Here is a 13,588-nt window from a genome sequence, read left to right on the forward strand (position 1 = left end):
TCTCCGCGGCCCTCCGTGTTCTCCTTGTCTCCGTGGTTCAAGACTTGGGTTATGCAGTGACTGGCTTTTAGCGTCGTGGCAGCCCAAAGCGGTAGCCGATCGATAAATCAAGCACGGGGCTGTTTAGCTCGCCTTTGAATGATTTCACCACGCCTGCACCGGCTTTTAGTCGCCAGTTATTGCTGATGGGGTAGCTGGCATAGGCCATAGGCTGCATGATGGCGCCGCCGTCTGAATCGACCCCGCCGCCGCCTGCTGCGCCGACTAGCATTTCTGCACTAAGGCGTAATTTGCCAATGATTTCCGGGCTTTCCCAGCCTGCGCCGATTAAGCCAACCGAATAGCCACCTGCGCCGCCATCCAAGGCACTATGCGCTTGGCCGCTGAGATAAAAGCCATTATCCATTTCGCGGTTTAATTTAAAGCCGATATTTTGCATGCTGCGTTTACTGCCATCACGGCGGGCTGCGCTGGTGTAGTGCTGCGCGCTGGCATCCCATTCCCAGCCTTCAATCCGGTTCAGGATATCGGCACTTGCATGCGGGTGATCCAGCGCCATGCCGAGTTGCAAGCTGGCGTAGCGGGCATTAAAGCTGCCGTCAAAGGCTTTGGATAGGCCTGTTTCTAAAGTTAAATCAAGATCATGACTGATTTGATACGTGCCAAAAATCGCCGCTTTTCCTAAAGCGCCGCCACCTGTATCGACTGCTCCGCCACCGCCCATTCCCAGCGCCACGCGCGTGCCTGCTCGTAATGATGAGTTAAATGCGTATTCCCAGCCGAATGTACCCAAGACTTCGGCATAGCCATCGGAAGATCCTTTCACTGCTCCGGCCGCTTCTACGCCCCATAACCAGCCATTATTCAGCGATTGCGTCATTAAAAAGCCCGCGTAGGACGTGCTGTCTGGTGCTGCTGCGCCGGTGGTGGTTTTAACGCTATTACCCTGTGGCTTGGATTGCGCTGCAATTACGGCGATACGATCAAAGCCCACGCCGCCCCTGCGAGTGGCACTCAGGTATTGGCCGATACGATTGGCATCGCTATAGCTAAATGTATCGTCGACAGAAATCATCACGCCCAGCTGGCGACTGCTGAAGTTGCCACTTGGAAAACGCACTTCCGAGGCAGAAATCCCTGCACGAATGCCACCAAAATCCCAAAGTAAATCAATATGCGGGCGCAGCATCAGCCCGCCACCCACACCTGCTGCACCGCCGCCGCCACCGCCCAGATAAAAGCCGGTATCTACGCTGATTTGTTCGGTTACAGGGAGGCGGTAAGTGATTTCACCGCCGCCTGTAAAGAAACCACCGCGCTCGCCCGTGATCGCACCATAGGCCGCTGGACCAAGATAGAGGCCGGGCAGCGTTTCAATTAAATAGCTACCGCCCACCATGCCCATGCTTTCGTCGTTAGGCAGGGTAATGGTTTCAAAACCCAGCTTAAATGCGGCTGGTTTTTTTTGTAAGACATCACTTGTCTCGGCGTATGCTTGGCTGCTGAGCAAGAGGCTGATGGAGAGGAGGCGTTTTAGCATAGGGCTCTTTTTAAAAGGGAAGGTCAGACACAAGTCGTACTGCTTTAGCGTTAATGCCGCTAAGAATTGGGTGGAAATAAATCCTGAAATAAAACAGTTTGTACTTGTAGGGCGGGTGAAGCCCGCGGGTTGCACCCGCTCTACAATTTAAATCAGGTAAGTTAATACGAGCAAAGTCCCAAGGTATCGGCAGCGCTTATGGCCTGATCCTTCACAACAAGTCAGAAAAAAGTCAGCAAAAAAAACCGCCACGAATGGCGGCGTACTCGCGTTTTATTTCACGCGCATACCAGGCTTGGCTCCGGTATCCGGGCTCAGGATATACAAGCCACCGTCACCACCGGCGGCTAGCACCATGCCTTCGGATATGCCGAATTTCATTTTGCGCGGCGCAAGATTAGCCACCATCACGGTCATGCGGCCTTGCAAGTCTTCCGGCTTATACGCGGCCTTGATACCGGCAAATACATGGCGGGTTTCGTTGCCGATATCCAGCGTTAAGGAAACCAATTTATCCGCGCCTTCTACGGCTTTAGCTTCGGTAATCATGGCCACGCGCAGATCGATTTTCATAAAATCATCGATGCTGATGGTTTCTTCAATCGGCGGGATTTCATAATCTGGCTTGGCGACAGGAGCAGTGGCTTCCAGATTTTGCTTATTTTCTTCAACCATGGCGGCAATGTCTTTTGGATCGATTCGGGTCATTAAGTGCTGGTAAGTCTCTATGGTGTGATCTAGCAGCAAGACCTGCGCATCGTCCCATGTAAACGGGGCAACATTCAAAAATTGCTCTACATCGGCAGCCAGCTTAGGCAGCACCGGTTTAAGGTAAATAGTCAGAATACGGAAAGCATTGATCAAGAAGCTGCAAACCACATGCAGATGCAGGCTCTGCTCAGGGTCTTTTGCCATCGCCCAAGGCTTTACGCTATCGACGTACTGATTGACTTCATCGGTCAGCGCCATAATTTCACGAATCGCTCGGCCATATTCGCGTGCTTCAAAAAGCACGGCTAGCTTTTCGCCAGCGCCTTGCAATTGGCCTTGCAGCGCCACAATGCGATCCATCAGTGGGTAATCGGTGGCGGTGAAAATGCCATCGTGCAAGCGGCCTTCAAAGCGCTTGCTGATAAAGCCTGCTGCGCGGCTGGCGATATTGACGTATTTACCGATCAGATCCGAATTAACACGGGCGCTGAAGTCTTCCAGATTTAAATCCAGATCATCCACGCCGCTGCCTAATTTTGCCGCAAAGTAATAACGTAGCCATTCAGGGTTTAGATGCTTAAGGTAGGATTCGGCGGTAATAAAGGTGCCGCGCGATTTGCTCATTTTTGCGCCGTCTACGGTCAAAAAGCCGTGGGCGTGAATGGCAGTCGGCGTGCGGTAGCCTGCGTATTCCAGCATGGCTGGCCAAAATAGTGCGTGGAAATACAGAATATCTTTGCCGATAAAGTGATACAGCTCGGCATCAGAATCTTTACTCCAATAGCTATCAAAATCTAAGCCAAGGCGATCGCACAGATTTTTGTGGCTGGCCATATAGCCAACCGGCGCATCGAGCCAAACATAGAAATACTTGCCTGGCGCATCCGGGATCTCAAAGCCAAAATAAGGCGCATCGCGGCTGATATCCCAGTCTGAAAGACCCGCTTCAAACCATTCCTGCATCTTGTTAGATGCTTCTTTTTGCAGCTTGCCGGGCGTGGTGGTCCATTCTTTCAGGAAGTCTTCGCATTCGCCTAGTTTAAAGAAATAGTGTTCCGATTCGCGCAGCTCTGGTGTTGCACCTGAAACAGCCGAGTACGGGTTTTTGAGTTCGGTTGGGCTATATGTTGCGCCACAGACTTCACAATTATCCCCGTATTGATCTTTAGCCGCGCACTTTGGGCATTCGCCTTTAACAAAGCGGTCTGGCAAAAACATGTTTTTAACAGGATCGTATAACTGATTAATTGTGCGGCTGGCGATCTTGTCGTTTTCTTTTAATTTGCCGTAAATACGATAAGCCAGCTCGCGGTTTTCTGGTGAATTGGTCGAGTAAAAATTATCAAAATCAACATGAAAGCCTGCGAAATCACGGGTGTGTTCGCCGTGTACGCGTGCAATCAGCGCTTCTGGTGTCAGGCCTTCTTTTTCGGCGCGCAGCATAACTGGCGTGCCGTGTGTGTCATCTGCACAGACGTAATGGCATTGATTTCCACGTTGCTTTTGAAAACGCACCCAGATATCCGTTTGGATATATTCAACAAGGTGGCCAAGGTGAATCGCACCATTGGCGTAGGGAAGGGCTGAGGTAACGAGAATCTTGCGCGGCATCGTGGCGAAAACCAAGGAATAAAGAGAATAGGGAATTATCCCCAATATTTGGTTCGACCGCGAGGTGAATACATAGATATTTGTGGCATTACCGAAAAAAGCCTGTGTAAAGGCGACGAAATAGCATCGTTTTTTATATTAATCAGGGTCGTATTTTTTAGGTTACATAGAGCGAAATGTATTTGTCATGAGTTTCAGTCTTTATCTGGCAAGCAGTCACGACGGTCACTATATTGATAGGCAATGTAGATATGTAGGTGACAAGTAAGCAATGGAGCCATTTTTTCGCCGTTTTCCTAAGGAGAATACGCTGTGGCGAGGTCCCTTCCTGCTCGGCTTACTTAGCATGGCTACCAGCGGTATCTTTGCCTCTTTGATTGATCGAATGGAAAACGAGCGGGCGGAAGCGGCCTTTTTGCAAACGAGCAGCCGTTTAGTGAGTGCAGTGCAAAACCGGATGAGCAGCTACGGTGATGGCTTGCGCCGGGCGCATGCTTTTTCGGGCGTCAGTGCCAATCAGCCGGTGGATTTTCAACGCTATATGCAATTTTTAGATTTAGCTTCTTCGCAGCCGGGGGCTTTATCTATTGGTTTAGTCAGGCAGGTACGTGATGCGGATCGAACGGCTTACCAGGCAAAATGGACCAGTGATTTTCCAAATATTTCCTTAAAAATGGCGAGCGTCTCTAGCTTGAATACAGATTCTTATATTATTGAAGCACTAGAGCCGGGCATTTTTAAAGTGGATGTACGTGGCTATGATTTTTCTACAGATCATGCCGTGGTCAGTGATTTAATATGGGCGATTCGTAAAGATAAAGAAGTGATTGTTTACTCCAGCTTGTTTTCTTCTTTGCATCATGCAGATTTTTTTATTTTTTCTCCTTGGTATCGGTTTGAATCAAGAATGAATAAATTGTTTGATCGGCAAGGTACATTACAGGGATTTATTTACGCGCCTGTAAGTGCGGCAAAAATGATGGAAAGTATTAATTTAGAGTATGGTGATTTTTTGGATTATAAAATACTGCCGGCAGAGTTGTCTGATAAGCAGAAATATAAAATATATGAAAGCCGTTTTGTGAATGACAATAAAAATGAACTTGAAAAAATAGACTCATTTTTTAACAGGGAGGTGGTATTTGACTATGGCGGTAAAAAAATAAAAATAATAATGAAGAGTCGGCCTGAATTTGAAGTTATTTATAAAAGTAATAATGGTTTGTGGATTTTTATATTTGGCCTTATTATTAGCATGGCAGGGTGTTATGTTTTTTATATTATAATAAATGCCAGAAATAGTTCTTTGAAGCTGCACGATCAGCTGGAAAAAAACAAAGAAAATGAAATATTTTTAGCACTCAGCGAAGTTGGGTCCTTAGTGATTAAAATTAATCAGCAGGGATGCATTTTAAATATTAATGAAGCAGCACAGAATTTTTTTAAATTAACGGCTGCAGGTGTGTGTGGTAAAAATATTTGTTGTTTATTTCTTGATTTATCATCCGAATTGCTGGAAAAAAACATTCAAAACTGCATGTCTCGTTCAAAAAATAAAGCTGAATACCCTCCCTTAGTGTTAAATGGGGTTGATTATGATGGTGATTCTTTTAGTGCAAGTTTATCTTTTTATTTTCTTGCACAAGATAAAATAATAGTTGGGGTGTTGGCAAAACCTGTTTTTAGTGAAGATAAAGAAAAAATAGCCATTACAGAGCGGCTTAATTTGGCAATCAATGCTGCCCATCTGGGGATATGGGATTGGTGGCTGGAAGAAAATGAAATTCACTGGGATGAAACAATGTATTCATTCTACGGCTTAGATGCTATTTCTTTTAAGGTAAATTATGCAAACTGGTCTGGCCGGATTGTTCGGGAGGATATTGTTAAATTTGATGGCGCAGTCCATGCCATGTTGCATGGTGGCGAGTCTTTGTGTGAAGTAGTCAGAATTACCCGCGCAGACGGTAGTATTCGTTATATATCCATGCATGGAAAATTGATATTAAATGAAAAAGAGCACGCCGAACGTGTGATTGGCGTTAATTTTGATATTACTTCATTGAAAGAAGCTGAACACTCCTTGCGGGAATCAGGAGAGCGTTTTTCTCTGGCAGCACAAGCAGCAAAAGAGGGAATTTGGGATTGGAATATGCAAACCGGCGAAGTTTGGTTTTCATCCCAGTGGAAAGAAAATTTTGGCTATCAGGATGATGAGTTAGAAAACAATTTGGCAACGTGGGATTATTTAATTGATCCGGAAGATAGAAAACGATTTTTACGCTTAACGCATGAATTTAATCAGGGCATGTCAGATCGTTTTGAAGTGACTTTACGCTTTAAGCATAAAGCGGGTCATTGGGTGAGTGTGCGTAGCCGGGCTGTTCATTTAAAAAATGAATCTGGTGATGTAGTTAGAATGGTTGGATCGCATGAAGATATCACTGAGCTTCTAAAGCATGAAGAGGCGTTGAATGAGAGCAAAAAAAGAATGGATTTAACCATTCAGTGCGCAGGTTTAGGGATTTGGGATTGGAATATCGTTACAAATGAAGTGCTGTTTGGTGGGCAATGGGCTGCAATGCTGGGTTATGAATTATCTGAAATAAAACACAACATTGATAGTTGGTCTGGTCTAACGCATCCGGATGATTTAGTGATTGCCGGGCAAGTATTGCAGGCTCACTTTGATGGCAAAACACCGACGTATTCTGCTGAATTCAGAATGCGTGCCAAAGATGGCAGCTGGCGCTGGATTCTGGGAGTGGGCAGGGTGAATGCCTTTGGCTCAAGAGGTGAGCCGTTGCGTATTCTGGGGGTGAATATTGATATTCATGCCAGAAAAATGAATGAAGATGCATTGCAAGCCGCCATTTTACTGGCCGAGGCGGCAAGCCGGGCTAAGAGCGAATTTTTAGCCAATATGAGCCATGAAATTCGTACTCCACTTAATGCGGTGCTTGGTTTTTCTGCTTTGCTGCAGGAAAGCAAGCTTAATCCTCAGCAACGTGACTTGATTGATTCAATTCATACTGCGGGCAATTCATTACTAGCAATCGTGAATGATTTATTAGATTTTTCTAAAATTGAAGCCGGTCGTTTAGAGCTGGAGTGCGTTGAGCTTGATTTACGGCAGCTATGCGAGGAAGCCTTATTTATTGGTATGCCTAAGGCCTATTTAAATAATTTAGAAATGGCTTGTGTGGTTGCCCCATCGGTTCCTGAGCGTGTTTGGGGGGATCCTGTAAGGGTAAAACAGATTTTATTAAATTTAATGAATAATGCGATTAAGTTTACGGTGAGCGGGCATGTTGTGATTCGGGTATCGAGCGAGGCGCTTGATAGCCAGCAGGCCTTGATCCGGGTGCAGGTAAAAGATACGGGGCTGGGGATTTCTGAGCAGCTTAAAAGTGAATTATTTAGCCCTTTTACTCAGGCTGATAATTCGATGACGCGAAAGTTTGGCGGTACTGGTTTAGGTTTATCTATTTGCAAGCGATTAATTGAGGCGATGGAGGGGCGTATCGGAGTGAACAGCGTGCTTGGTGAAGGGGCTGAATTCTGGTTTGAAATCCCTTTTAAAGTGGCTGACGCGGAGCCACCCGCACCCGTGCAGAATGAGCATCCCTCAAACAGAGTGTTGGTGCTTGATCTATTCGCCGCACATGCGGAATCACTGCAAATAGTGCTGGGGCGTTTGGGGTTAGCTGCTGATTGTTATACAGATTTAGAGCAGGGTTTAGCTGCGCTGAATCAGCTTACCGAGGCGTACATTTTAGTGATTATTGATGCACGTTATGAGCAGATAGCCGGGGAAAACCATCGCATTCGTGCCATTGCGCCTCAGGTACCGCTGATTTATCTAGGGCATCCAACGATTGATGATGACCATTGTGCGGCTCACCCGCTGGCGTTTTTCTTAGCTAGGCCAGCTTCAGAAAGACAATTGCGGCATTGTATTGAGGGAGCTTTGCATATTATTGAAAGCGCGCCAATAAAAGTAAAGCAACTGTTGGCACAGGATATCGAGCGCCTGAATTTACATATTTTGGTGGCAGAGGATAATCCGATTAATCAGAAAGTAGTCATGATGATGCTGCAGAAATTAGCCTGTAAAGTGGATGTGGCATGCAATGGTTTAGAGGCATTGAATGCAGTACAAAAAGGTCATTATGATTTGGTTTTTATGGATTGCCAGATGCCAGAAATGGATGGCTATACCTCGGTGGCATTGATTCGTTCATTATCAGGAAAGCAAAGTCAGGTGCCTATTGTGGCTTTAACCGCCAATGCATTTAAAGTGGATGAAGAGCGGTGTTATGCAGTTGGGATGAATGATTTTATTGCCAAACCAATTACTCCCGAACATTTGATTCGTGTGTTGTCTCGGTTTTTCTCAAATCAGTTAAATGAGCAAGTTGTCATTGCTCAGAGTGGAGATCCTATGATTTCGTCAATTAGCCCTGAAGAAATTGATAAAGAAATGGCCAGCATTAATCATACCTTTGAAGATTTGAAAACCATGCTGGGTATGGATATGACTGATGAATTAATTCAGCTGTTTTTGCCTACTCTGGACGAGTGCCTCGCTAATTTAGGCACAGTAATCGAATCAGGTGATGGCGATGCGGTAGTGAGCTGTGCGCATAAACTAAAGGGGGCTGCCGCTCAGCTGGGCGCACAATCATTGGCTGATTTATGTAAAAAAGTAGAGCAAACAGGCCGTGAAAAAGAGCTGAATGATGCTTGGCCTTTTCATGCAAAAATTATCTCTTTAGGGAGTGCCGTGGGCCAGCGATTACGTGAACGGCAGAATTAGCGGGGATCGTGCATGAGCACTGAGTTTTTATAAAAATGGATCGTAAAAATAATAGGTATCGTCGTGATCTTGCCAAGCTCGAATCAAATAACTCCTTGGTTGCAAGTGAAGTTAAATGCAGCAAAAAAAACAGTATCGGGCGATTTGGCCGGAGGGGCTTTAGCAAATAGCCGTGCGGCCGCTGTGCTCATTCCTTTAGTCTTGCACCCTGCTGGTGCGACGGTTTTGTTTACAGAGCGCGCCGCTCATCTTTCTACCCATGCGGGCCAAGTGAGCTTCCCCGGTGGCGCTTATGAAGTACAGGATGTGGATCTGATCGCCACTGCTTTGCGTGAAACGCAAGAAGAAACCGGCATTTCTCCTGATCGGGTAGAGGTGATTGCTTGCCTTGCAGAGTATTTTACCATCAGCCGCTTTAGGGTCACGCCGGTAGTAGGCGTTTTGCAGCCGGGCTTTGAACTGGCACCGGATCCGAATGAAGTGGCCGAGGTGTTTGAGCTACCGTTGTCGGTCTTGCTGGATGTGCGCCGCTTTGAACGCAGAATGGTTGAGCGTAATGGTCAGCGGGGCTTTACTCATTTTCTGGAGCATGATGGGCGAGTGGTTTGGGGGGCAACAGCGGGAATATTGCTGATGTTAGCCAAAAGCTTAGAGTAGGAATAGAGAATGAGTGTGTTGCTTTATTGTTAGTTTTATATGCTTTTTTTATGTGCTTGCTTGACATGCCTTTGTCATTTATCTGATGATCTATTGCTGGAAGTAATTGATTATTAATCATTAATTGCTTTCAAAATAAAACGTGAGCAATAAGAAACCAGCAAACTAAGGAGATGACAATGATAAAGCAAACTCATTTGGCACTTGTGTTGGTCATGGGATTAGCCAGCATATCGCAATCAGTAAATGCGGTTACGGTGAATCAAGCTTACATTAATAAGACTGGCTTAGAGATCAGTCAGGAAAAAGGCCAGTATGCACGGCCAACTATTTATACTAACCAGCGTGCATGCGGCGAATCCACTCCAAGGGCAATGGCTTGCGGCCCTTACACGATCAGCGTTGGCACACAGTTTTTGCAGTCTCAGGAAAATCAGCATGGCAGTTATGCCGCAAAAATGGTGCTGGCTCATGAATGGGGCCATTCAATTCAGTTTACCAAGGGGATTAATTTACAAGCCCCTTATATGGAGCTGCAAGCTGATTGCAATGGCGGATCATTTATTCGTTTTGCAGTAAATAAGCTGGGGTATCAACCGTTTCTGGAGGCCGCTGTCAGTAGCGCACGGGCTGCCGCTGATTATGGCACGCACGGTACACCTGCTCAGCGAGATGCCTTTACCCGCTGGGGCTACGCTCAGGGCGATCTAAGAAAATGCCTGAATAATTTGCCAAGATAATTATTTAAAAATTGCCCCTGATTCTTGCTTTTAAGCAGGGATTGGGGCTCCGTGTGAGGCAGAATATGAAAAAACGAGTTCTGGCTGTTGTGCTTGTATTAACTGTTGCCACAGGTGTTTTAATATCACAAGCATCACCGGTTTTATCTGATTTTATGACGGGTGTTCAGCCACAGGATAAAGCTTTACCGCATTCCTTGGCGGCAGATTCTTCTGGAAAAAATCAAAGTTTCAATCAGTCGGCCATGCTGCAGGCATCTCCTTTTGCTAAAAACAAAAATATTGATTTAAGTAGTGATGAGCTAAAAACAGACCCTCATTTAAATACCGCAATGGATGTACCAGATAAAGAAGTGATTAGCCCTGAAGAAGCGGCCCGCCGTAAAAAAATGGAAGCTTTGGGTTATATGGTGCCAGCGGATTATTTAACACGTGATTTGCAAAGCTTAAAGAAAATGGCTAAGGCAGGGGATGCCTATGCGATGGTACATTTGGGTGAAAAGTATTATTTTGAGTTAAATAAAAACCCGGAAAATCCTGATTATAATCCTCAAACAGATTACGCCAATCAAGCTAAATCTACTTTCAAAGATGCTTTAGTGGCAGGCAATATTCGCTCCGCAGGGATTATTTCTGAACTTTATTTGCAGGAAAACAATCTGGTCGATGCTTATGCCTGGCATTTGATCTCTGATCGTTTAGGGGATAGCATCAGCGCCGATTGGTTTCGTTCAACTAAAGTCTATACCGAGGCTAGCGAGCAGCTAAAGCTAAATTACCCGTCTTGATCGCTGAATTAGATGGCCGCAGCAAAGCGGCGAATCGTACGCCCATATTTAAGTCTTGATTGGGGTTGGTGAAGCTCACGCATTTATTTAACAATACCCGTGGGTTTCACCCTGTTCTCGTCAGCGTAAGCTTAAAACCTGCCCTAAGCGATATCCGTGTTGCTTATCTAGCATAGAGCTTTAGAAATGGATCTGTTTTTGACCTGACTTCTGGATTATTCATATTTTTAAGCGTAATCAAAAGGGCAGGGGTTTCTAAATAAGCTGGAATTGGCTTATTTTCGAGTAGCTCAAATAGTGTCTGCATCGCTTTTTTCCCCATTAAATAGGGGTCTTGAATCACAACGCCATTCAGGCTGCCGTCCTTGATGGCCTCATTAATTTTGTGATTAAAATCAAAACCGTAATGCCTTATTTTTCCGGAAAGATTTTTTGCTTTAAGTGCGCGTACCGCCCCTTCGGTGCTTGATTCATTGGGGGTAAAAATAAGCTCTATATCGGGTATTCGGGCCAGAATAGTATGCAAACTTGATTCAGCGTTCTGCACCGTAATACCAGTGTATTGATTGTCAATAATTTCAGCCTGGGGCAGCAGCTTACGTATGTGTTCTAAAAACCCCTGCTCACGCTGTGATGTTGAGCCATGCTGGGGCGAGTAACGAAGAAGCAGTATTTTTTTTACTTGCGGAAAATCTTTTGCTGCTTGAGCTGCAGCAAGCGCACCTGCTTCCTTATTATTTGTTCCTACATAGGGCAGCTTATTTTGCACTGTGAGTGGGGAATCTACGACTACAACCTTGATTCCTTTTCTGATGGCCTCCTGAATCGTTTTATCGAGCTTCTCCGGAGAATTAGGCGCTAAAATAATTCCGGAATATTTTTGCTGGATATAAAAATCGATAATACGAGCCTGCGCATCAACGCCATCCTCAAGACTTGGCCCTCGCCAAACCATCTCAATATTTAAATTCTTTGCTGTATCCTCAGCCCCACGTGCTATTTCTTTCCAGAAAATATGGGTCGCACCCTTAGGGATAAAAACCACCTTAAAAGGAGCTGCCATCACATTGCATGCAGATTGAAGAAAAACCATGCACAACAGAAAATGTATTAACCGCATTTCTTACTCCGTCAGTCCATTTTAGCCCCAAAACTGCAGCCAACACAGCAGTGAATCAAACGTCAACAGACGCTAGCAATATAGTTAATTAATCTTACAAATAAGATTTAGTTTGCAGTTTGGGCTGGTGTTCTATCCGCTAATCATTCAGACATATACTTGTGTTGCTCTGATCAAACATTGATCCCCATCTTTTTATAGCGACCCAATGTCAGCTATTCTAATGACGTGGATTAATCTTTTATTCCTTGACGACTTTTTTTCCCCTATCTGAATTTGGCGATAAATTCTGGATGCACGTATTTGCGTATTTGTTTTTTAAATAAATGTGGGTTCTTATTCGGGACTTCCCGTACTTCCTACCTCTGTGATTTTATTAGCAAGCATTGACTTGACATGCAGAATAAAAAATTAAACCTTTATATTTCAGTGCTAATGGCGTTTTAAACAAAAATATTTAAATCTATTTTCTTGACAATTATATGCCAATGGGCTACTGTCTTGTTTCTGTCATATTGCTGTCAAAATTCTTTAGTATTAATTATTTTTTTATGTGTGTTTTGTAATTTTTACGAATTTTTCTGTTGGTAATAAAAAATGAAAAATATTAATTTTATTAATGCAACGCATGGTATTTTATTTGACTTTTTTCTTAAAATTTACGATCAAACAAATTAAAAAAATAAAGTTATTTATTTTTTTATTGATAAAATATAAATGTAATTTCTATGTGTAAATAAAATTAGTATTTTTTAAATTGTTGTTTGAATAATAAAGTAATTAAATGTTTGATTTTTTACGATAAATAATAAGGAGCTTGTAATGATCCAACAAGAGAAAGAAAGAAGTACTTATGCTTTTCAAGTTCCAAGAACACCATTTTCATTCGATATTGAACCTTCTTTAGCAAACAAGGGTTTTGTCCTGTTTTGTGCTGATCATTATGAATCTACAGATATAGATTTATATTCAAAAGAATTTCAGGAGCTCAGAGAGTCTTATTCCCGTCTTCCAATTGATCGATTTATGATGGATAAAGGAAACTATCGTCAGCGGCGTTTTGCACGTTGGAAAATAAGTAAAGAAAACATGGCATTAGAATGTTTGCCTAAGGGGGAGTTTTTTCAGTCTAAGGATGTCAATCATCTGAATGGAGGGCTTGCTCGCAGTTTCGAACCAATAGAAGAAAAAATTGCGAATTCAAAGTTAATCAGAGGGCTGATTCGTTTTCATTATGATAAATTGCAAAACGATCATGCCGAGTGTTTGGTATATGCGCATCAAATACGAATTATTGGCAATGTCTCATTAAAGGGAAATCCAACGCCAGAAGGAATTCACCGCGACGGGCATGCATATGTTGCTCAAATTATGATTGGGCGTAAAAATGTACTGCTGGCTCAAAGCCATATTTATGATGATCACCAAGAGTTAATTACAAGTTGTGAGTTAAAAAAACCGCTTGATTCTATTTTGATTGATGACCAGCGCTTACTGCACTCGGTTGATCCAATGATTTGTGAAGGAAATGGAAAATGGGCGACGCGAGATATGCTGTTGCTCGATTTTAACCCAATTTGCTCATCATCTTTTTCGTAATAG

8 protein-coding genes are annotated in these 13,588 nt (G+C 44.1%); 5 read left to right on the top strand and 3 right to left on the bottom strand.

Annotated elements, in window-relative coordinates; translation table 11 throughout:
* Nucleotides 1–67: 67 nt before the first annotated feature.
* The gene (locus VN23_RS02845) at nucleotides 68–1,540 is read right to left on the bottom strand and encodes a hypothetical protein (protein ID WP_046353308.1); all 1,473 of its coding nucleotides are present in this window, start codon (nucleotides 1,538–1,540) and stop codon (nucleotides 68–70) included.
* 273 nt (nucleotides 1,541–1,813) lie between these two features.
* Nucleotides 1,814–3,862 carry a methionine--tRNA ligase gene (gene metG, locus VN23_RS02850; RefSeq protein WP_046353307.1) on the bottom strand — a complete coding sequence of 683 codons (2,049 nt, stop codon included), beginning with the start codon at nucleotides 3,860–3,862 and terminating at the stop codon, nucleotides 1,814–1,816.
* Between the two features lie 346 nt (nucleotides 3,863–4,208).
* Here metG and VN23_RS02855 point away from each other — a divergent pair, with 346 nt between their 5' ends.
* The 4 genes from VN23_RS02855 to VN23_RS02870 all read left to right on the top strand — a co-directional run bounded on the left by VN23_RS02855 (nucleotide 4,209) and on the right by VN23_RS02870 (nucleotide 10,866).
* Nucleotides 4,209–8,681 (top strand): PAS domain-containing protein, encoded by a 4,473-nt coding sequence (locus tag VN23_RS02855; protein ID WP_197433009.1) that lies wholly within the window; start codon nucleotides 4,209–4,211, stop codon nucleotides 8,679–8,681.
* A 63-nt stretch (nucleotides 8,682–8,744) separates the two neighbouring features.
* Nucleotides 8,745–9,338, top strand: coding sequence for a CoA pyrophosphatase (locus VN23_RS02860; RefSeq protein ID WP_046353305.1), 594 nt, complete (start codon nucleotides 8,745–8,747; stop codon nucleotides 9,336–9,338).
* Between the two features lie 179 nt (nucleotides 9,339–9,517).
* On the top strand, nucleotides 9,518–10,078 hold the full coding sequence (locus VN23_RS02865; RefSeq protein WP_046353304.1) for a hypothetical protein: 561 nt from the start codon (nucleotides 9,518–9,520) through the stop codon (nucleotides 10,076–10,078).
* A 65-nt stretch (nucleotides 10,079–10,143) separates the two neighbouring features.
* Nucleotides 10,144–10,866, top strand: coding sequence for a hypothetical protein (locus VN23_RS02870; RefSeq protein ID WP_046353303.1), 723 nt, complete (start codon nucleotides 10,144–10,146; stop codon nucleotides 10,864–10,866).
* 163 nt (nucleotides 10,867–11,029) lie between these two features.
* On the opposite strand, the gene VN23_RS02875 is transcribed toward VN23_RS02870, so the two are convergent.
* Nucleotides 11,030–11,986, bottom strand: a complete 957-nt coding sequence (locus VN23_RS02875) for an ABC transporter substrate-binding protein (RefSeq protein ID WP_082752565.1) — start codon at nucleotides 11,984–11,986, stop codon at nucleotides 11,030–11,032.
* A gap of 822 nt (nucleotides 11,987–12,808) precedes the next feature.
* Here VN23_RS02875 and VN23_RS02880 point away from each other — a divergent pair.
* Nucleotides 12,809–13,585 (top strand): 2OG-Fe dioxygenase family protein, encoded by a 777-nt coding sequence (locus tag VN23_RS02880; protein WP_046353301.1) that lies wholly within the window; start codon nucleotides 12,809–12,811, stop codon nucleotides 13,583–13,585.
* Nucleotides 13,586–13,588 lie beyond the last annotated feature (3 nt).

The organism is Janthinobacterium sp. B9-8, assembly GCF_000969645.2.
In the GTDB taxonomy this organism is placed as follows: Bacteria; Pseudomonadota; Gammaproteobacteria; order Burkholderiales; family Chitinibacteraceae; genus Iodobacter.